The organism is Thermodesulfovibrio aggregans (genome assembly GCF_001514535.1).
Classification (GTDB): Bacteria; Nitrospirota; Thermodesulfovibrionia; order Thermodesulfovibrionales; family Thermodesulfovibrionaceae; genus Thermodesulfovibrio; species Thermodesulfovibrio aggregans.
The window spans coordinates 634,776-656,381 of sequence record NZ_BCNO01000001.1 but is presented as its reverse complement, the minus strand read 5'-3'; the positions used below and the strand labels follow the sequence as shown (position 1 = coordinate 656,381).

Below are 21,606 nucleotides of genomic sequence, written 5' to 3'. Positions count from 1 at the left end.
TTATTGTTTTATTTTAAAAATTCTTCCCAAGGTTTCTTTTCAAGATCCTCTTCTTTCCAGAACCAGAATGGATCATTTCTTGGCTCTTTGACCATCTCAGGTGTTGGCTCAAGTCCGCATACTTCAAGGAACTCTCTCATACCACGACGAATTATGAGCTCACCAATCCTCTCTCTGTTCTTTCCATATTCATTCCACCAATCCCACATATTTCTAATCATATCTTTAAGTTCCTGATAAGGTGGTTTCAACTCCATAAATGGAACAATTACCCATGAAAGAGTTGCACCTATAACAAATGGTGCTTTTGCACCGATCAGAATTACTGCACCAAATGGTGGTGTTGGCTTTAAAGCACCTGCAAGTTTTGTGATACAGTGCATGCAATGTAAACAATCACTATTGTTTATTGCAAGATTGTTTCCATCCCATGTTATGCACTTTCCAGGACAGAAATTAACTATCTCTTCCTGAATGTTAACACCTTTCTTTGCATAGTCTCTAACTCTGTCCTGATCAATCTCTATTGGACCTTTCCATGTTCCGATTATTGAAAGATCTGCACGGGCAATTGAGGCATTACAGTCAACTGGACAGCCAACTGTTTTAATTTTGAATTTATATGGGAACTGTGGTCTGTGAAGTTCATCCTGAAATTCCTGAGTTAAATCATAGGTAATATCAAGGGTGTCAATCATTGACCATTCACATCTTGCTGGTCCAACGCAACAGCTTGGCGTTCTCATTGCGGAACCAGAACCACCAAGATCAAATCCATTCAAGCTAAGAATTGTTGCAAGAGGCTCAAGATTATCTGTTACAGTTCCTAATAAGACCATATCACCTGTAGAACCATGGAAGTTTGTTAATCCACTTCCATATTTGTCCCAGAGGTCACAAATAAATCTGATTGTTTCAGAGGTATAAAATAATCCTGCTGGTTGATTAACACGAACTGTGTGGAAGTGAGCAACACCTGGAAACTCATCAGCTAACTGGGAATATCTTCCAATAACACCTCCTCCGTATCCTCTTACACCAACGATTCCACCATGTTTCCAGTAAGTTACTTTGTCTCTCATACTTTTTTCTAACTGACCAAGCTCATCAGCAGCCATAGGATTTTTAGCAGCTGCTTTCTTGATTTCCGTAACAAAGCTCGGGAAAGGACCCTTTTCAAGCTCATCCAATAAAGGTGTGTCATACTTCTTCGTCATAGTTTCCTCCTGCTTTAAGATTTTTTGAAATTATAGCATAAAAATTCGTGTCTATCAACAGTAAAATAGTTATGCCTATTTGGTCAAATAAAAAAAATTTATGCTTACATTAAAGCTTTTAAAAGCAAAATAAGCTAAAATATTCTAATGCAGATTAAATGGGTTGAACTAAACGGATTTAAATCTTTCCCTGAAAAAACAAGAATAGAACTTAATGAAGGAATAACCTGCTTTGTTGGTCCAAATGGAGCAGGCAAGAGCAATATTGTTGATGCCTTCAGATGGGTACTTGGAGAGCACAATCCCCGCATCCTGAGAGGCGAAAAAATGGAAGAAGTCATCTTTCAGGGCTCTCAAACCAAGAAAGAAAAAGGCATTGCTGAAGTAACAATTCTCGTGAAATCTCTAAAGGAATCAGAAAATGGAGGACAACCAGAGGCTGAATTAATTGAAATAAAAAGAAGATTTTACAGGACAGGAGAATCTTTTTTCATAATTAATGGAAAACAGGCAAGACTTAAAGATATAAAAGAAATATTCCTTTCACAGGGAGTTGACATAAGGACATACTCAATAATTGACCAGATTAAAATTAGTGAAATTTTATCAAAGCCTTCCCAGAGAAAGTCTCTTTTAGAGGAATGTGCTGGAATTTCACTATATAAACTTAAGAAAACAGAATCTGAAGGGAAACTTCAATTAGCTCAGGAAAATTTACAAAGAATAGAAGATATAATCAATGAACTGAAAAGACAGTATTCTTTACTTGAAAGGCAGGCTAAAAAAGCTGAAAAGTTTAAAAAAATCATGGAAGAATTAAAAAATCTGGAATTGAAGGTTTCTAAAACCGAAAGCTTGACTCTTCTTGAAGAAATCAAGAAAATTCAGGAAGATATTCAAGTTCTTGAAAACAAACAATCAGAATTGAAAGAAGAAAATACGAAAGTCTTAAACAAAATCAAAGACCAGAAAAATAAAATTTTCCATATTGAAACTTCCATACAGGAAGAAGAAAAACAACTTAAACAAAAAGAGATGGAAAAAGCAAAATCAGAAAACCAACAGGCTCTCCTTATTCAGGAAAAAAAGAATAGGGAGGAATTGATAAATAAACTTCAACAAGAAACTTCCACACTGGACAAGGAAATAGAAAAAATCACCGATGATTTAAAGAAGGCTTCTGTCGAATATGCTGAGAACGAAGAAAATATTTCTAGCCTTGAAAAAGAAATCTCTGAAAGAGAAAAAGCACTTATTGACTTTTATAAAGAGATAAATGATATCGAAAAAGAGCTTGAAAAAAATAGAAAAATTCTATTTAATCTCACCACTGAACTGGCAAATAAGAAAAACTATTACCATTCAATCAAAAAATCTCTTGAAAACACTCAAAACAGGTTTAACTCAATAAATATGAGAAAAAAAGAGATAAATGAAAAAATAAATCAACTGGAAATGGACATTCAAAAAATTCAGTACGATATAAAAAAGCTACAGGAAAAATTACATTCCGAGAATCAAAGAAAAAATACTGTTCAAAATCAACTTTCCCAGTTAGAAAAAGAAATAGAAATAAAAACTCAGCTAATAATTGAAAAAAAGAAAAAAGAAGCGGCAATAAGTGGAAAAATTGAAGCTCTTTCTGCAGAAATATGGCAGGAAAACAAAAATTATAAACTCCTTTTTGAATGCATTGATGTAAGCGCCGAAGTTGAAGAATTGATTGAGGCTTTACTTGAGGAAAAACTTAAAGCTTCAGTAATAGAAAACATTGAAGTGATTAGAAATTACAAAAGTAAAAGCTGGTTTCTTTTGAAAAATAATATAAATTTACAAACAATCAATAACGACCATGAAGGACCTCAGAATGCTCAAAAAGTTAAAGATTTCATAAAAATTAAAGAGCCAGGAATTCCTGAAGAAATATTTGATAATGTTTATATTGTAAAAAATCTTGAAGAAGCAATCCAGATTAAAAAAGAGTTTCCAAATTCCATATTTGTAACAAAAGATGGTGTTGTCTTGTTTCAGGATGGATTTATAAAAACAGGTAAAACTCTGGATCTGCTTAAGAAGAAAAGGATGTTTGAAGATTTAAATAGAGAGAAAATTGAAATATCAAAACAGATTGAATCTTTACAGCGAGAAATTGACAAAATGCAAAATTTAAAACAACAACTTAAAGAAGAGCTGGAAAATATGAGATCAAAGATCTCTCAAATTCAAAAGGAAGTTTTTAAAGCGGAGGAGAAATATAAAGGCATTAATAGGGAACTTGAACAAACAAAACAGAGATTAAAGTATCTGGAAAATGAAGAAAAGTTTATCCAAAATGAAATATCTAACAGTACAAAACTACTCGAAAAAACCCGTTTTGAGATTGAAGAGCTTAACTCTGGAATTGATGAATTAGAAAGTAAAATTGAAAATTTAAAAAATAAACAGAAAGAAGTTTTTCAGAAAAATGAAGTTCAAAAGGAAGAACTCTCTAATAAAAAAATCATGCTTTCCACATTAAAAGAAAGACAGCATAATAAAACAAAAGAAATAAACAGACTGAATGAAGAAAGTAAAAAGCTCTTTATGAAAAAACAGAAAAATGAGAAAGAAATCGAACAGAGTCTAATAAGAGTATCCCAGATTGAAAAGGAAAAAACAGATATACTTAGAAAAATTGAAACACTTTCTTTTGAAATAGAAAAGATAAAAAAACAAAGAGATGAACTCTATGCAACACTTCAGAAAGAAAGAGAAGATCTAACAGAAATGGAAAAAAATTATCAAAGCATAAATGAAAAACTACAGCAAATCACAGCAGAAATTGGAGATAAAAAAACTCTTGAAGGAGAAAGAAAAATCAAACTTGAAAATCTATGGCAAGAAATTTACAACATTTACGGGATTGACATAATTAAAGAAGAAATAGAAACAGTTGAGGAACCTGATACCTTTAAACCTCAGATAGCTAAACTTAAAAATCAGCTTAAAGATATCGGAGCAGTTGATATAGAGATTTTGAAAGAATACGAAGAAGTTAAGGAAAGATATGAGTTTCTAATCAAACAGAGACAGGATATCGTAACATCCATAGAGGAACTTCAAGAAGCAATAAAAAAAATTAATTCTCTAACAAAAAGAAAACTAAGAGAAACATTCAATCTGCTACAGGAGAGATTCAAAAATCTATTTATTGAGCTATTTGAAGGAGGCAAAGCTGAAATTATGCTAACTGATGAAAATAACATACTTGACTCTGAAATAGAAATAAGAGTTCAACCACCAGGTAAAAAAACAGGAAATATAAACCTTCTTTCAGGAGGGGAGAAAACTCTAACTGCTTTAGCTTTTGTTTTTGCCTGTTTTAGTATTCGTCCATCTGCTATATGTATCCTTGATGAGGTTGATGCTCCACTTGATGATGTAAATACTCTAAGGCTAAGAAAATTAATAAGAGAGTTAAGCAAGAATACACAATTTCTAATCATAACTCACAACAAGCTCATGATGGAAATTGCCGATTACATTTATGGCGTTACAATGCAGGAGGAGGGAGTATCATCAGTAATTTCTTTAGAGCTAAAAGAAGCCGAGGTATATGCATGAAAAATTTAAAACTACTTGAAGGTATAGAAATATCAGACGAAAAAGAAGATCTTATATGCTACAGCTATGATGCCTCATATGCAAAGGGTTCTATTCCAGAGTTTGTTGCCTGGCCCAAAAACACTGAAGAGATAGTAAGAGTAGTTAAATGGGCAACAGCTAAAGGATTAAAAATAGTTCCAAGAGGTGCTGGAACAGGGATGGCAGGTGGGGCTGTGCCTGTTGGTACAAGAACAGTTGTGATTAGCCTTGAAAGAATGAGAGAAGTTCTTGAGATTAATCCAGAAAATTTTACTACCACTGTTCAGCCAGGTGTAATAAATGGAGAACTTCAGAAGGAGCTCATGATTTACGAACTTTTTTATCCACCAGATCCTGCATCCCTTGATTACTGCACAATAGGAGGCAATGTAGCAACAAATGCTGGTGGTCCCCGGGCAATAAAATATGGAGTTACAAGAAACTACTGTTTAGCTCTTGAAGTTGTTCTTTCAACTGGAACAGTTGTTACTTTTGGAAATAAAAGTTTTAAAAGGGTTACTGGATATGAAATAAAAGAACTTTTAATTGGTTCAGAGGGGACACTTGGAATTATATCCAATATCACTTTAAGAGTTTTACCTCAACCAGAAGATATTATCACCCTTCTTATAACTTTTGACTCAATTGAGTCTGCTGGAAAGACTGTCCCAAAAATCATTGGTTCTGGAATAACTCCAAGAACCCTTGAATTTCTTGACAGTTCCTGTTTAAGTTTAATTGAAAAAAACTATGAACTTGGTCTTCCAACTCAGGTTGAAGCAATGCTTCTTGTTGAACTCGATGGAGAACTAACTTCCATCAAGAGACAGGGCGAAAAAATTGTTGAGATTGCCCGGAAATTTAAAGGAGAAACCCAGGTTGCCACAGACTACTACTCAAGAGAAAATTTATGGAAAGCCCGTAGAAGCATCTCACCATGTCTTCTTAAAATAATAGACAGGGAAAAAATAAACATTGATATTTCTGTTCCCATAGATAATCTTTCAAAAACACTTGTAAGATTAAATCAAATTTCAAAAGAATCAAATATCCCTATTGTCTCTTTCGGACATGCTGGAGATGGTAATATTCATGTAAACATTTTAGTTGAAAAAAACAATGAAGAAGAGAAAAAATTAGGATTTGAAATTGTGAAAAAAATCTTTGAATTTGTTGTTACCATTGGCGGAGCTATTTCAGGAGAACACGGAATTGGAATAACAAAAAAACCTTATATTGATATTCAGTTAGGAAGAAAACAGATTGAACTGATGCAGGCTATAAAAAGAGTTTTTGATCCTAAAGGATTTATGAATCCAGGAAAGATTTTTTAAAGATTTTCTGAAGTATTCCTTCAAGCTCATCAAGGGAGTTATAAAATATTTCAAGTTTTCCTTTTTTGCCTTTATGTAAAATTTTGACTCTATAGCCAAGTTCTGAAGTCAATTTATCCTCAAGTTCTGCTATTTCGGGAATAATTTTGATTGAAGGTTTTTGTTTATCTACTTTATTTAAAAATTTTTTAACAAGCTCCTCAGTCTGCCTTACAGACAACGATTTTTTTATTATCATATTAGCAATTTCTATCTGTATTTGAGGGTCTTCGACTGATAGGATCGCTTTAGCATGCCCCATTGTTAGTGTTCCATCTTTAAGATATTGTTTTACTTCATCAGTAAGCCTGAGAATTCTAAGGTAATTTGAAATTGTAGCTCTGTCTTTACCAACTCTTTTTGAAAGTTCCTCTTGTGTTATATTGAACTCTCTGAGAAGTCTATCAAAAGCTAAAGCTGTTTCAACAGGATCAAGATCTTCTCTCTGAATGTTTTCAATGAGAGCAATCTCAACAGCCTCAGCAGGTGAAACATCTTTTACAACTGCAGGAACTTTATCTAGCCCAGCAATCTTTGCTGCTCTCCATCTCCTTTCCCCGGCAATTATTCTGAAACTACCATCTCCAACACGAGATACAACAATTGGTTGAATAATTCCCTTTTCCTTAATTGATTGGGCAAGTTCTTTTAGAGATTCTTCGTTAAAATCTGTTCTTGGTTGAGCCTGTCCCGGAACAATTCGCTCTATCTCAATTTCAAGAAGTGATTCCTCTTTTTTGGGTATTAAAGCATCAAGCCCTTTACCAAGCGCTTTCTTCATTTAAAAACTCCATAGCAAAAGTTAAATAACTCTGCGACCCCTTAGATTTTATATCATAAAACACGGCAGGTTTTCCATAACTTGGAGCTTCTGCCAGTGTTACATTTCTTGGTATTACTGTATTATAAACCTTTTTACCAAAAAAACGTCTCACTTCTTCAGCAACCTGACGGGAAAGACTGTTTCTCACATCAAACATTGTCAGAAGAATCCCTTCAATTTTAAGCGCTGGATTAAGCTTAGTTTTAACCAACTCAAAAGTTCTCATTAGAAGTCCAAGACCTTCAAGAGCATAGTATTCACATTGAACAGGAATTAAAAGAGAATGAGCTGCCACAAGACAGTTAAGTGTAAGCAAGCCAAGTGAGGGAGGTGCATCGATAAAAATATAATCAAAATCTGAAATCATCGAAAATAAAATATTTTTTAATATAAACTCTCTATTTGGTTTCTGAACAAGCTCTACTTCAACTCCAACAAGGTCTATTGTTGATGGAATTATCCAGAGATTTTCAAAGGCTGTGCTTATTTTTACGCTCTCTGGAGAATAAGCATTAATATAGAGGTCATATAAACTTGAATTAAGTTTATTTCTTTCTATTCCTATACCTGTTGTAAGATTTCCCTGAGGGTCTGAATCTACCAGAAGGACTTTTTTACCTTCAATACTAAGACAGGCACCTAAATTTAAAGCTGTGGTAGTTTTTCCAACCCCTCCCTTTTGATTGACAATTGCTATTATTTTACCCATTTTTTATTTTAACATTTGAACTGTATCTGTCATGAAATCAATCCATATTGGTAGAGCTGCTCTTGCACCCGCTTCTTTTGGTCCTATAGGCTTATGATTATCTCGTCCTACCCATACACCAACTAATAAGTTATCGTCAAATCCTACAAACCATGCATCTGAAAAATCATTTGTTGTTCCTGTTTTTCCATATACCTCTTTTTTGAGTTCCTTTGCTCTCTGCGCTGTTCCTGAGAGAACAACTTCTCTTAAAAGTTCTCTCATCTGCTCAACAATTTCCTCAGGAAGTATTGTTTCTATCTCTGGTTTATTTTCTTCAATAGTTACACCATTGTGATCAGTTAATTTTTCATAAAAAATCGGTTTTATTTTCTTACCTGTTGCAAAAACTGAGTAGGCTGCTGTCAACTCTATTAGTTTTACATCAGAAGCTCCCAGTGCAGTTGAAAGATATGGATGGATTTTTGAAGTAAGACCACACTCTTTAGCGAATTCCACAACTTTTTTAATTCCAACCTGAGAAGCAAGCCTGACTGTAGCAGAGTTTAATGAGAGAGCAATAGCCTTACGAAGTGGAACTTCACCATAATACTCGTTGTTATAGTTTCTCGGACTCCAACTTTTTCCCTGTACAGCCCCTGGAAAGCTTACGGGAGCATCAAGAATTGTATCATCAGGGCTCCATCCCTCTATAAGAGCAACAGCATAAACAAATGGCTTAAAAGCACTTCCTGGCTGTCGCAGAGAAAATACTCTGTTATACTGGGTTTCCCAAAAATCACTTCCTCCTACCAAAGCTCTTACATAACCTGTTTTAAGGTCAATAGCAATCAATGCTGCCTGTACTGGTGGCTTTGCTCTCTTATGAATCTCTGCAATACCCTTACTTACAGCTTCTTCTGCTTTTTTTTGAAGATTATAGTCAATGGTAGAGTAAATTCTTAATCCATCTCTGTAAAGCCTATCTCCATACTTTGCTTCGAGTTCCTGTCTTAGAGTTTCAACAAAATAAGGTGCTTCAAAACGCCTCCAATGTGGATGTTGTGGAAGAGGTTCATTGATTGCTTCAGTGTACTGTTCTTTTGTGATAAATCCCTCTTCAAACATTTTCTGTAAAACGATATTTCTTCTTTTTATTGCAATATCAGGTCTTTTAAACGGATTAAAAGATGATGGAGCTTTAGGTAAAGCTGCAAGTAATGCAATCTCAGAAACTTTCAACTCTTTATAAGACTTTCCAAAATAAGTCTCTGCTGCTGCTGCAATTCCATAAGCTCTATTGCCAAAATAAGCTTGATTTAGATAAAGTCCTATTATCTCATCCTTTGTATATCGCTTTTCAATCTGTACAGAAAGTAGTGCTTCTTTAATCTTTCTTGTAATGCTTTTTTCAGGCTTTAAAAATAACATCTTTGCAAGTTGCTGTGTAATCGTGCTTCCTCCTTCAACGATACTGCCTGCCTTTATATCCTTGTAAAGAGCCCGCATAATACCAATAATATCAACCCCAGGATGTTTATAGAATCTAACATCCTCGGCAGCAACAAAAGCTTTTTTTATAAGGTCAGGAATCTCATAATATGGAACGAATTTTCTTCTCTCATAAAAAAATTCCGTAAGAACATGACCATCAGAAGAATATACAATCGATGATTCATAGGGTCTATAACTTTCTAATGACTTTACATCTGGCAAAGTTGAAAAGAGCCAGTATATGTAACCTGCAAAGGCACCAATAAGAAAAAGAATGAAAAAAACTATGGCATATATTATTTTTGTCTTCATTATTCAATGACTAATTCTTCCTCGTAAACTTTTCCATCTTTTATCTTGAATGCTCTGGCTTCAAAATTAAGATTTTCCTGCTCAGGATTTAAAGAGATTATAACATGGCAGACATCATAAAAAGACAGTTCTATGTCTTTATTTGATGGATAAGCAAAACCATAGGGATGACTGTGGAATATACCTATCATTTCAATCCCTTTATTTTTCATATCCTTCATTGCCTTTAATTGCTCCACTGGATCCATAAAATAACTCACTGAAGAGGTCTCAATATTTTTTATTTTATAAATTTCTGTTGCAATACTGTCTTTTCCTCCGAGAATTCCACAGGCTTCATAAGGAAAACAACCCTTACAATGTTCTATCATCTCAAGGAAGATTTCTTTTTTAATTCTCATTCACAGATTCTACAGGATGGATCTTTTGAAAGTTTAACCTCTCTAAAAACTCCATCCAATGCATTATAGATAATCATCCTGCCATGTAAGGGCTTTCCAAAACCAATTAAAAGCTTTATTACTTCTGTTGCCTGAATTGAACCAATTACTCCTGCAACTGACGCTAAAATTCCTCTTGTAGTAGTATCATCAACCGCCTCCTCAAAAAGACAGCCATAGCATGGTCCATAAGGAGGAATTACATCAAAAACCTGCCCTTCAAATTCTGATACTGCTCCCACTATAAGAGGTTTGTTTAACCTGAAACAGGCTTTATTGAGAATTTTCCGTGTTTCAAATTTGTCAGGACATGCAACCACCAGATCATAAAATTTTAAATAATCAAAGACATTTTTTTTATTAATCTCATCTGGATAGGGAAGTATCTCTACTTCACTATTAATTTTTTTGAGATTTATCATTGCTGAAATAACTTTAGGCATTTCAATGTGTTCTTCATTATGAAGAATCTGTCGCTGAAGATTACTTAACTGAACTATATCGGGATCAACAACTCCAATATATCCAATACCAGAACAGGCAAGATAATAACATACAACACTTCCAAGTCCTCCAGCACCAACTACTAAAACTTTTGAATCTTTTAGTTTTCTCTGCCCTTCTACTCCAATTTGGTGAAGAATAATCTGTCGGTCATATCTTGACAAACTGAAGGGCTCACTATCTGACTTACCTCGCTCTGATATGGTTGCATACTGCACTAACTCTCTTCTCCCTCTACTCTTATGAATACACTTTTATCAGAAACCACCGGCAGTTTATCAATCTCTTCCAGTGCTCTGAGAACATCCTTTTCCTTAGCTTTATGAGTCAAGATTACCAGAGGAACAGCACCAGCCTTTGATCTTCCTTTCTGAATTACTGAGGCAATGCTTATATTATGCTCTCCAAAAACTCCTGAAATCTTTGAAAGAACTCCAGGACGATCAAGAGCATTAAATCTGAAATAATACATGCTTTCTATTTCTTGCATTGGTTTTATTGTATATTTTTCTGAAAAATCAACAGGCATTGTATTTATACCTTTTGCAATATCAACAATATCAGCTACAACAGCACTTCCTGTAGGCATACTTCCTGCTCCTCTCCCATAATAAAGAGTTGAGCCAACACAATCCCCTTCCACATATATGGCATTAAAAACACCATCAACCTTTGAAATCAGATAATGTTCTGGAACCATTGTAGGATGAACTCTAAGCTCAATCTCTCCATCAAGAATTTTAGTTATTGCAAGAAGCTTAATTTTATAGCCAAACTCCTTTGCAAACGCTATATCCTGTGCAGTTATTTTTGTAATGCCTTCACAGTATACACTATTAAAGCTAAAGGGAATTCCATAGGCTAAAGAAGCCAGTATTGTTATTTTATGGGCTGAGTCAATTCCTTCAATATCAAGTGTTGGATCTGCCTCAGCATAACCGAGAGTTTGTGCCTCTCTTAAGGCATCCTGAAAATCAATTCCCTCATATGTCATCTTCGTAAGTATGAAGTTAGTTGTTCCATTGATTATTCCATAAATAGCAAGCATCTTATTTGCCACAAGCCCTTCTTTTATCACTTTTATAATCGGAATTCCTCCTCCGACAGAAGCTTCAAAGCCTATTTTTAAACCTCTCTGCAGAGCTTCTTTGAATATTTCATTACCGTGCTCTGCCAGTAAAGCTTTATTTGCTGTAACAACATGTTTTCCATTTCTTAAAGCCTCAAGAATAAACTCTTTTGCTATAGTAGTGCCTCCTACAAGTTCAACAACCACATCAATTTCAGGATCCTTAATTATTTCCCATGCATCTTTAGTTAAGAGTTCCTTCGGTAGAGATATATCTCTTGGTCTTTCAAGGTCTCTATCTGCAACTTTTTTTAAAACTAAATCTAAACCTGTTCTCTTTTTAATTAAATCTCTCTGATTAAGAAGTATCTTTACTGTTCCTGTGCCAACAGTTCCAAAACCGATAATACCAATATTGATTTTTTTCATTCTGCCTCCTTATCCTGCTTTTCTAATTTTTTTAACTTGAGGCATAAGATTTAATGCTTTTTTAATACCTCTACATGCCTGTCTTATTCTGTGCTCGTTCTCAACTAAGGCAAATCTAACAAAACCCTCTCCTCCTTCACCAAAACCTATGCCCGGAGATACAGCAACTTTTGCCTCGTTTATTAAAAATTTTGCAAACTCTAAAGAACCCATCTTTTTGAAAGGTTCTGGAATTTCTGCCCACACAAACATAGTTGCCTTGGGTGGGTCAACCCTCCAGCCTGCTTGATTCAGTCCTTTGATAAGAACATCTCTTCTTCTTTCATAGGTTTTTCTTATTTCCTCAACACAGTCTTGAGGTCCTCTTAATGCCACAATTGAGGCAATCTGAATTGGCTGAAACATTCCATAATCAAGATAACTCTTTATCTTTGTAAGAGCGCCTACTATTTCTTTATTACCAACACAGAAACCAACTCTCCAACCAGCCATTGAATAACTTTTAGTCATTGAGAAAAACTCAACTCCCACATCCTTTGCTCCTGGAACCTGAAGAAAGCTTGGTGCCTTGTAGTCGTCAAAGACCAGATCAGCATAAGCAAAATCGTGTATGACCATAATATTGTTTTCCTTTGCAAAATCAACCACTTTTCTAAAGAAATCAAGATCCTCTACCACTGCTGTTGTTGGATTGTGAGGAAAGTTTATTATCAAAATCTTCGGTCTTGGCCATGAATTTTTATAGGCTCTTTCAAGTTCTTCGAAGAAATCCATGCAAGGACAAATGTTAAATGTTCTTACATCTCCACCTGCGATTATTGCTCCATAGGGGTGAATTGGATAAGCTGGAGAAGGAGTAAGAACTACATCACCTGGTTGTACTGCTGCTAACAACAGATGACTTAATCCTTCTTTTGACCCGATTGTAACTACTGCCTCTGTTTCAGGATCTATGTCAACATCAAATCTTCTTTTATACCATTCTGATATGGCACATCTGAGTTGTGTGATACCTCTGCTTGCTGAATATCGGTGATTCTTTGGAATCTTTGCTGCTTCACACAGTTTTTCTACAATATGTTTTGGAGTTGGCAAATCAGGATTTCCCATCCCAAGATCTATAATATCCTCACCCTTTCTCCTTAACTCAGTTTTTAACTGATTTACAACTGCAAAAACATAAGGAGGCAGTCTTTTAATTCTTGGAAATTCAAACATTTTTAATCCTCCAGTTTTTTATTTAATAATTTGCATTTTTTAATATTTCTGTCAATACATCCTTTGTGTAAATATCTTTCATATTCCATACTTCAGCAATATTATAGGCGTTGTCAACAATTTTTGGTATATCTGACTCCGATATCCCCGCATCCTGTAAATTAACGGGTGCACCAATTTTTTTAAACCATGTCTTAAGCTCTAAAATTCCTTCCTCAGCTTTATTTTTATCAAATAATTCTTTTGCAAATCTCTCAAACTGGGCAGGATTTTTATCTTTATACCATCTCATCCATGCAGGAATAACAATACTCAAGCAAGCTCCGTGGGCAAGGTCATAAAGACCACCCAATGCATGGGCAATCATATGATTTGGAAAACTACCTCCTTTTATACCTAACTTTGCAAGACCATTTAAAGCAAGAGTGGCAGCCCACATAAATTCTGCCCTGGCATTGTAGTTGTCAGGTTCTTTAAGGATGCTCTCTGTAGTATCCATTACTGTTTTAATTAATCCTTCAATAAATCTATTTTGAATCATAGGACAATAGGAACCACTAAAATAATACTCTATTACATGAGCAATTGCATCTACCGCAGCATATGCCTGATATTGGGAAGAAACACTGAAGGTTAATTCAGGATTGAGAATAGACACCTTAGGATATATATGATGGGAAGAGATTGAGAGTTTCTCTTTAGTTTCTTCATTTGTAATTACAGCATTCTCATTCATCTCTGTTCCTGTTGCAGCCACAGTTAAAATCGTATAAACAGGGAGAGCTCCCTTAATCTCATCCTGTCTTTTAAAAAATCTCCAAACATCTTTCTTAGTTTTAGCGCCTACCGCAATTGTTTTCCCTTCATCAATAACAGAGCCTCCACCAACTGCAAGTATGGCATCTACTTTTTCTTTTTTGGCTTTTTCAATTCCCTGTCTTGCATGACCAAGCACAGGATTTGGCTTTACTCCACCATGTTCAATAAACTCTATACCTCTTTCCTTTAATGCCATGACAACCCTATCATAGAGCCCAATCTTTTTTATTGATTCTTTTCCATAAACAAAGAGAACTTTTTTAATTCTGTCTTTTTTCAGAATATCGCCAATTTTATTCTCCGTATCTTTACCAAAAACTATTCTCGTAGGATTAAAAAATTCAAAGTTTTCCATATATTCCCTCCTTTACTGCTTTATATGCTTCATAAGCTCTTGTAGAACTTCTTATCAGTGGAGCACTTAAAACAACTTTAATACCTGTTTTCAAGGCAAAATCAGCAATTTCATCAAAAACTTCCACTTTTTTATATTCTACTACAGGAAGAGCTTTTTTTGAAGGTTGAAGATACTGCCCCACTGTAATAATGTCACAACCGGCATTCTTTAAATCTTTTACTGTCTGAAAAATTTCTTCCATCTTTTCGCCGACTCCGACCATAAATCCTGACTTTGTAATTATCTGTGGATTATAAATTTTTGCAAACTCAAGAATTTTTAGTGAACGCCCATAATCACCCTGTCTCACATTGCCATAAAGAGAGGGCACTGTCTCTACATTATGGGCAAACACTGCAATATCAGAATTTAAAACTTTTTTTACTGAGTTTATATCCCCTTGAAAATCTGGGACAAGAACTTCCACTAAAACAAGGGGATTAATTTTTTTGATTTCTTTTACTGTTAATGCAAAATGTTCTGCTCCACCATCTTTTAAATCATCTCTTGTCGGTGAAGTTATAACAACATACTTTAGTTCCAGTTCTTGAATTGCTTGAGAAATCCGATAGGGTTCTTGAGAATCTACTGCTTCAGGTATCCCTTTGTCTGCATTACAAAATTTACAACCTCTTGTACAAACATTACCGAGAATCATAAAAGTAACAACTGATTTTTTATAGCAATCACCTCTGTTTGGACATCTCAGTGTTTCGCAAACAGTATTTAATTTACGATTTTTTAAAAATTTCTGAGTTTTTTTTATTTCTCTAAGTTGAGTTTTAACCCATTCTGGAAGAGGCATCGGAAAGGTTTATGGGAAAGGACCCCTTTTGGGGTCCCCTGTGTTGTCAGACTTTTTCTACATTAACTGCTTTAGGTCCACGATCTCCTTCAACAACATCAAATTTTACTCTGTCACCCTGTTTCAGAGTCTTAAATCCATCACCTTTAATTGAAGTGTAATGGACAAAGACATCCTGTCCGCCATCCTGCTGAATAAACCCGAATCCCTTTGACTCGTTAAACCACTTAACACGTCCTTCAAAAGCCATACTTCTTAAAACCTCCTTTTAATCTCCCCACCTACGGCAGGTACTAAAAGCTTGCAAAATGCAAAGCTAACTCTTTTATAACATGCAAAGTTTAAAAAAGTAAAGAAAAATTTTAAGTGGAAATTTACTGAAGGTATAAAACCGCTCAGAAGTGAAGAAAAAACCCTGGATTACAAAAGGCAATATTATCCTGAATCTGTCAAAAAGAATGTAAAAATCTCATCTTTGAGACATCTGTTATAAAAAAGCATCATGTCAGTTTATAGGTGATTTAGGCGATAATTTTGGGCAGATTAGATGATATAAATAAAAAAATGCCTGGCGGCGACCTACTTTCCCATGACCTCGCGGTCATAGTATCATCGGCCCTGGAGGGCTTAACTTCCGTGTTCGGAATGGGAACGGGTGTTTCCCCTCCGGTATAACCACCAGACAATTTTTATAATACCACAGAGTTTATAAAAAATGCAAGCTAAAAATTACCTAAAAATTTTCTCGGCTTTCCTGCACCCTGTGGAGGACCTACAAGTCCATCCTGTTCAAGCAAATCCATTATTCTTGCAGCACGATTATAACCTATTTTGAACTTTCTCTGGATAAGTGAAATTGATATCTCTCCAACCTGCCGTGCGTATTCAATAACTTCTTCATAAAGCTCATCTGTTTGTGTACCATTTGTTCTATCATCTTCTTTTTTATTCTGTGGCAATTGAATTGATTCAAAAATGGAGTAATCGGGAGTTCCCTGATTTCTTAAATATTCAGTCACTGATTTTACTTCTTCCTCGCTTACATAGGCACCATGAACCCTTATTATTTTTACACCTGAAACCATGAAAAGCATATCACCCATTCCGAGAAGTTTTTCCGCACCCTGTGTATCGAGAATCGTTCTTGAATCAACCCTTGATGTAACCTGAAATGCGATTCTTGCGGGGAAATTTGCTTTTATTATACCAGTTATTACATCAACGCTTGGTCTCTGTGTGGCAACGACAAGATGGATTCCTGCTGCTCTTGCCATCTGGGCGATTCGGGTTACAGATTGTTCAACCTCTGTTGGTGCAGTAAACATCAAGTCTGCAAACTCATCAATAAATACAACAATGTATGGGACTTTTTCATCCGCTGAGACTGTTTTATTAAAACTTTCAATGTTTCTGAATCCTTTTGATGCAAAAAGTTTGTAACGGCGCTCCATCTCAACTATTACTTTCTTCAATGCCTCTGATGCTTCTTTCGGATCAGTTATAACTGGTGCCATGAGATGGGGAATATTTTCATAGATTGAAAGCTCAAGAAGTTTTGGATCAATTAGAAGAAGCTTTACATCATGCGGTGTTGTTTTATAAAGAAGACTTAGTATCATCGTATTTAAACATACACTTTTACCTGAACCAGTTGCACCTGCGACAAGCAGATGTGGCATCTTTGCCAAATCTGTTATAACAGGATTTCCATATATGTCTTTCCCAAGAGCAAGAGTTAAATAGGAAGCGCTATTTTGAAATTTTTCTGATCCCAAAATCTCACCAAGTCTTACAATCTGCCTCTTTTTATTTGGAACTTCTATGCCTATCGCAGACCTTCCAGGGATTGGGTATATTCTTATACTCTGGGCTTTAAGTGAGAGAGCCAGCTCATCACTAAGTGTGATAATTTTACTCAGCTTTATTCCACTGGCAGGTTCAAACTCATACATTGTAACAACAGGTCCGGGATGAACTTCTTTTATTGTTCCATGAATACTAAATTCGGCAAATCTTGCCTCAATGCTTCGTGCAGATGCTACTATTTCTTCTTTTGATATGTTTTCCTCACTTTTTTCAATTTTAAGAAGAGAAATAGGTGGAATTATAAAACCTTTCTTCTCTGACTCTGTACTCAGTTTTTCTTTGATATTTTCTGATTTTACCTGCCTTTCAACTCCTGAACTATCAATTTTTCTATCAGATTCCTCAGGTTTTGAAACCTTTACAATCTTTATGTCTTCATTAATCTCAGGTAAAGGCTCTTTTATCTCCTCTTTTTCTTTTCTCCTTATTAATTCTGGCTTAATAAGAATAACAGATGCAATAAAGATAGATAACCAGAGAATATAGGTTCCTGCAATTGAAAGGAATCTTTCGGTTAAATGAAAGGCTATCCATGAGATGCCTTCAGGAAGTTTCTTGTAAGCCTCAACAGTTTTCCTCAGCGGTTCAAGCATAACAGATAGAGAGAATAAAAAAGTTGTGAACCAGGGTATTTTCCATGTGTTTGTCTGTTTACCAAAAAACTTTTTTATTGCTAAAAAAACTAAAAATAGCGGGATTAAAAATGTGGCAATACCGAAAATACTAAATAAAAGCTCTGCAATATATGAACCAACAATGCCACCATAGTTTGATGGTTTTGATTTTGTATAAGTAAATGGTGATGGATCTAAAAAATTATAACTTACAAGACTTACAGCAATATAAGCTGCAAGAGCGATTAATAAGATGGTTTTAAAAACATCTGATGCTGAGAGTTTTTTAATATTCTCAGGCTTTTTTTCAATAGCTTTTACTGCAGGTTTTCTATAAACCAGCTTCTGTCGCATCAGTTTCTAAAAAAATATAACAGAAAAATAACTCCTGCTAAAACCCATCTGTAATAAATGAAGAGATTAAGAGGATACTTTTTAAGAAAATTGAGAAGAAACTTTATTGCCAGTATACCTGTAAATGCAGCTGAAATTAATCCAATAAAAAAGAGAGAGTAATCATGGGCATAACCAATTTTCATGGATTTATAAAAATCAAAAAATGCAGCACCACCAATCGCAGGAATTGAAAGCAGAAATGAAAACTTTGCTGCATAGGCTCTATCAAGCCCTTTGAATAATCCTGCAGTAATCGTAATCCCTGAACGGGACACACCAGGAATTAAAGCTATTGCCTGAGCTGTCCCTATTACTAATGCATCCGAAAAAGTTACAGAATCTCTTTGTCTTTTACCTAATTTTTCAGCAATAAGCATTAAAAAACCGACAAATACAAGGGTAAAAACAATAATCAGGGGATTTCTAAGTTCATTCTCTATCAAATCATGAAAAGCTACACCTGCCAGTCCTGCTGGTATTGTTCCGATAATGAGATAAAAAAGCATTTTTCTATTCCTTACAAATATATCAATCAAGTCCTTCCAGAAGCAATAAAAAAGTGAAAAAAGGGTGCCCACATGAACAGCTATGTCAAAGCTCAGAGAATTAACAGTTCCATTCCATCCAAAAATCCACGGTGTAATAACAAGATGTGCAGTGCTACTTACTGGCAAAAACTCGGTAATTCCCTGAATAACTCCAAGTATAATTGCTTTAATAAGTTCTTCCACAACTTCCTCCTATTCTGTCCTTGTTTAATATACATCTTTTCTGTGAATTATCCCTAAAATCCATATCTCATCACCTGATATTTTAAATACAACTCTATAATCTCCAACCCTTAATTTCCAGTACCCTTTCAGGGTTTTTCTTAGAGGCTTTCCATAATGCTGAGGAGCAACTCTAAGGCGTTTTTCTATTACATTTTTTATTTTTTCTCTTGTTTTCTTATCAATATTTTGCAGGTCATATAATTTGACATCAGGATGATATAAAATTTCAAATGGCAATACTACCAGACCTCTTCATGATTTAAAGCTCTATCTCTTTGAAAACTTCTTTCTCTTTTTTCTGCAAAACTGCCAAGTACAATGTCTTCTTCAATTTCAAGAGCTTCTTTAACAAGGTCTCTCAATTTCATTGAAAGAGAAACGCCTTCCTTTTGAGCGAGATATTTTATTGATTCATATAGAGATTTTTCCAGAACTACATTTATTCTTGGATTTTTTGCTGGCATTCTCAATCCTCCTTTTAGTTTTTTGTAACACAACCGTTACACCCAAGTCAATTTTTAGCTTTTTCATTCATGGCATAGTAAAAGAACTCCATCTGCTGCTGTAACCACATAAGTTTTTGTTCAACAGGCTTTTTTCTGTATTCCTCAATCTGTTCCTTTGTTTTATAGTATAAAAGAGGCTCTTTCATGCAAAAAATCTTTTCAAAAATCCCTGTTTCTGTCCTATGAATTGAAGGAATCTTTCCTTATGAAGAATTAAAGGAGTGCCCGATGATTTTACAACACTTGGGGGGAGCTTATTTTTAAGCTGTTCTGCATCTTTTGGCTCATAGATGCTTTTAAGATCAATCACAAAATACTTCTCTCCCTCGTCTTTCATCTCTTTGAACTCTTTTCTTCTTGTAAGATAAAGAGCCTGCCACTCCTGACTTCCGATTTTGTAGTAGTCTCCGCAGGGGCTCTGGCTTATAAAATCAGGAACATCAACTCCGGCTTTTTCAAACATATTAATGAATATCTTTCTTGACATTGAAAGGGGATCTTCTATTTTGAAAAACTCTTCTTCAGTCATTCTCTTTGCAAACTCTCCTAAAAAATATCTGAATAGGCTATCATCAACGATGCCTACCTTTTCTTCAAAGTATCTCTCAGCCTTTTCTTTTATTTTTTTGTCTTCGGAAAAAGGTGAGCCAAAGTGTAAGTAGTAAATGCGCCTTATTACCTGACTTTCTGCACTGAATCCCACATTAGAGGTTCCAATAAGGCATGGATGAGGATCAGTAATGGTATTTGTAAGAGTTTTTATAAGTCTCTCACCTTCGCCTCTGAAGAAGTTGTCATATATCTCATCAACCAGGATGGGAAAGACATTGTTTGTATAGAAAAGATCGTACAGAATTCTCTGTGTTTTTGTGTAGATGTCTTTGTAGTTGAAAACTTCAAAGTTGTTACCGAGAAGTTTGTTAATAAACAAAAGAAGCTTTGTTTTCCCTGTGTTTGCAAGTCCGCCAAGAATTAAAACTATTGGGATCTCTGCAAGTTTTTCATCCCCTTTGTTTTTCTTCACTGACTTTCTTATTAAATAGACAAAAGGAGAGGTAAAGGCAAAAAGTATTGCCTCAAAAACTCTCTTAAGAACCTCTCTGTCTTTGTAAACTGCAAACTCCCAGTAGGAGTTGACAAAATTGACAAGTTTAATCAGATTATCTCTCAATTCTTCATCTGTTAAATTAGCATTATATGAGACTGCAAGATCATTTTCCTTTATGTAAAACTCCCAGTTAGCATGATTAAAATAAAGAAACTTTCTTTTGTCAATAAACTCCTGCGTTCTGGTAATGTCAATAATTTTGTGTAAATTCATAAATAGGTGTATTCCTCCATTTTTCGTTTAAATGGCTTATCACTGCAAAAATTATTCTTTCAATACTTTCAACATTATTAAAACAACTCATAGTTCTCGTTCTTCGCCTTACTTCCCTAAATGCCCTCTCTATTATGTTTGTTGTTCTTAACTTCTTCCATAAACTCTTCGGAGTCTTGTAAAAAGCTGTCAATTGCTCCCAGTTCTTCCTTATACACTCTACTGCTTTAGGATAAAGTCTACCCCACTTGCTCTCCCATAACTGAAAGTTTCTCTTTGCCTCTCTTAAATTCTCTGCACTATATATTTTCTTAGCTTCAAAAAGACATTCCTTTTCATCTTTCTTTCTAAGATAGTTCGCTACATTCCTCATTTTATGTGCCCAGCATCTCTGCCTCAATACAAGAGGAAATACATTATCTACTGCATTCTCAAGAGCTTTGCTCCCATCCGTTACTATCAGACTTAATGTATCATCTGTTAATCCCCTTGTCTGAAGATTCTGTAAAAATCCTGTCCACTTGTTCTCGCTTTCTGTATCTACTACCCTGAAGTCTATTATCTGTCTTATCCCCTGCACTGTTACTCCATATGCCGCTAAAACAGCCCTGCTCTTAGAACCTATACCTGTCTTAATCTTAAGAACTATGGCATCTAAAAATAGATACATATACTTTTCAGTAATTTCTCTCCGATGAAATTTCTTTACATCCTCATCAAGACTTTTTGCTATGTTTGATATTGTTTGAGCTGATACTTCTCCAATAAGTGGTTTTAAGGCTTTAGCTGTAAGTCGTGTTGATGCTCCATAAATAAATATCTGCTTTAGTATCTCATCTATCTGGCTTTGCCTTCTTATGTATCTGGGAATTATCTTACTTTGAAAACCTGTCTCTCTTAGTCTGGGCATGTTAATCT

The 21,606-nt window shown here is 35.0% G+C and carries 20 protein-coding genes and 1 rRNA gene; 2 read left to right on the top strand and 19 right to left on the bottom strand.

Annotated elements, in window-relative coordinates; genetic code table 11:
* Positions 1–8: 8 nt before the first annotated feature.
* Entirely contained in the window at positions 9–1,217 is a 1,209-nt protein-coding gene (gene dsrA / locus TAGGR_RS03295) for a dissimilatory-type sulfite reductase subunit alpha (protein WP_059175928.1), read from the bottom strand.
* Positions 1,218–1,364: 147 nt separating this feature from the next.
* Between dsrA and smc the strand changes: the two genes are divergently transcribed.
* Both smc and TAGGR_RS03285 read left to right on the top strand, forming a co-directional pair.
* On the top strand, positions 1,365–4,820 hold the full coding sequence (gene smc, locus TAGGR_RS03290; RefSeq protein ID WP_059175927.1) for a chromosome segregation protein SMC: 3,456 nt from the start codon (positions 1,365–1,367) through the stop codon (positions 4,818–4,820).
* Positions 4,817–6,175, top strand: coding sequence for an FAD-binding oxidoreductase (locus tag TAGGR_RS03285; protein ID WP_059175926.1), 1,359 nt, complete (start codon positions 4,817–4,819; stop codon positions 6,173–6,175). Before smc ends, TAGGR_RS03285 begins: the two co-directional genes overlap by 4 nt.
* On the opposite strand, the gene TAGGR_RS03280 is transcribed toward TAGGR_RS03285, so the two are convergent.
* From TAGGR_RS03280 to TAGGR_RS03200, 18 genes are all read right to left on the bottom strand, one after another.
* Positions 6,150–6,995 carry a ParB/RepB/Spo0J family partition protein gene (locus TAGGR_RS03280; RefSeq protein ID WP_059175925.1) on the bottom strand — a complete coding sequence of 282 codons (846 nt, stop codon included), beginning with the start codon at positions 6,993–6,995 and terminating at the stop codon, positions 6,150–6,152. The two genes, TAGGR_RS03285 and TAGGR_RS03280, sit on opposite strands and share 26 nt — an antisense overlap.
* On the bottom strand, positions 6,976–7,746 hold the full coding sequence (locus TAGGR_RS03275; RefSeq protein WP_059175924.1) for a ParA family protein: 771 nt from the start codon (positions 7,744–7,746) through the stop codon (positions 6,976–6,978). The genes TAGGR_RS03280 and TAGGR_RS03275 overlap by 20 nt, the downstream gene beginning before the upstream one ends.
* 3 nt (positions 7,747–7,749) lie before the next feature.
* Positions 7,750–9,531 (bottom strand): penicillin-binding protein 1A, encoded by a 1,782-nt coding sequence (locus TAGGR_RS03270; protein WP_059175923.1) that lies wholly within the window; start codon positions 9,529–9,531, stop codon positions 7,750–7,752.
* Positions 9,531–9,932, bottom strand: a complete 402-nt coding sequence (locus TAGGR_RS03265) for a M67 family metallopeptidase (RefSeq protein WP_059175922.1) — start codon at positions 9,930–9,932, stop codon at positions 9,531–9,533. Before TAGGR_RS03265 ends, TAGGR_RS03270 begins: the two co-directional genes overlap by 1 nt.
* Positions 9,929–10,693, bottom strand: coding sequence for a HesA/MoeB/ThiF family protein (locus TAGGR_RS03260; protein ID WP_236698890.1), 765 nt, complete (start codon positions 10,691–10,693; stop codon positions 9,929–9,931). Before TAGGR_RS03260 ends, TAGGR_RS03265 begins: the two co-directional genes overlap by 4 nt.
* Positions 10,693–11,973, bottom strand: a complete 1,281-nt coding sequence (locus tag TAGGR_RS03255; protein WP_059175921.1) for a homoserine dehydrogenase — start codon at positions 11,971–11,973, stop codon at positions 10,693–10,695. Before TAGGR_RS03255 ends, TAGGR_RS03260 begins: the two co-directional genes overlap by 1 nt.
* 9 nt (positions 11,974–11,982) lie before the next feature.
* A complete protein-coding gene (gene alaC / locus TAGGR_RS03250) occupies positions 11,983–13,191 on the bottom strand; it encodes an alanine transaminase (RefSeq protein WP_059175920.1) in 1,209 nt (402 codons plus the stop codon).
* 22 nt (positions 13,192–13,213) lie between these two features.
* Positions 13,214–14,365 carry an iron-containing alcohol dehydrogenase gene (locus tag TAGGR_RS03245; protein ID WP_059175919.1) on the bottom strand — a complete coding sequence of 384 codons (1,152 nt, stop codon included), beginning with the start codon at positions 14,363–14,365 and terminating at the stop codon, positions 13,214–13,216.
* The gene (gene lipA / locus TAGGR_RS03240) at positions 14,352–15,212 is read right to left on the bottom strand and encodes a lipoyl synthase (protein ID WP_059175918.1); all 861 of its coding nucleotides are present in this window, start codon (positions 15,210–15,212) and stop codon (positions 14,352–14,354) included. The genes TAGGR_RS03245 and lipA overlap by 14 nt, the downstream gene beginning before the upstream one ends.
* Before the next feature lie 46 nt (positions 15,213–15,258).
* Entirely contained in the window at positions 15,259–15,462 is a 204-nt protein-coding gene (locus tag TAGGR_RS03235; protein WP_012546429.1) for a cold-shock protein, read from the bottom strand.
* A gap of 316 nt (positions 15,463–15,778) precedes the next feature.
* Positions 15,779–15,895, bottom strand: a 5S ribosomal RNA gene (rrf, locus tag TAGGR_RS03230).
* 39 nt (positions 15,896–15,934) lie between these two features.
* Positions 15,935–18,046, bottom strand: coding sequence for a DNA translocase FtsK (locus TAGGR_RS03225; protein WP_059175917.1), 2,112 nt, complete (start codon positions 18,044–18,046; stop codon positions 15,935–15,937).
* The gene (locus TAGGR_RS03220) at positions 18,046–18,819 is read right to left on the bottom strand and encodes an undecaprenyl-diphosphate phosphatase (RefSeq protein WP_059175916.1); all 774 of its coding nucleotides are present in this window, start codon (positions 18,817–18,819) and stop codon (positions 18,046–18,048) included. Before TAGGR_RS03220 ends, TAGGR_RS03225 begins: the two co-directional genes overlap by 1 nt.
* 24 nt (positions 18,820–18,843) lie before the next feature.
* Entirely contained in the window at positions 18,844–19,098 is a 255-nt protein-coding gene (locus tag TAGGR_RS03215) for a type II toxin-antitoxin system RelE family toxin (protein ID WP_059175915.1), read from the bottom strand.
* Between the two features lie 2 nt (positions 19,099–19,100).
* Positions 19,101–19,325 carry a hypothetical protein gene (locus tag TAGGR_RS03210; protein ID WP_059175914.1) on the bottom strand — a complete coding sequence of 75 codons (225 nt, stop codon included), beginning with the start codon at positions 19,323–19,325 and terminating at the stop codon, positions 19,101–19,103.
* A gap of 47 nt (positions 19,326–19,372) precedes the next feature.
* A complete protein-coding gene (locus TAGGR_RS10410; protein WP_153000429.1) occupies positions 19,373–19,513 on the bottom strand; it encodes a hypothetical protein in 141 nt (46 codons plus the stop codon).
* Entirely contained in the window at positions 19,510–20,688 is a 1,179-nt protein-coding gene (locus TAGGR_RS03205; protein WP_059175913.1) for an Aq_aa27 family P-loop NTPase, read from the bottom strand. The genes TAGGR_RS10410 and TAGGR_RS03205 overlap by 4 nt, the downstream gene beginning before the upstream one ends.
* The coding region (locus tag TAGGR_RS03200; protein WP_082673538.1) for an IS256 family transposase at positions 20,666–21,606 on the bottom strand (941 nt) is incomplete at its 5' end. The genes TAGGR_RS03200 and TAGGR_RS03205, both read right to left, overlap by 23 nt.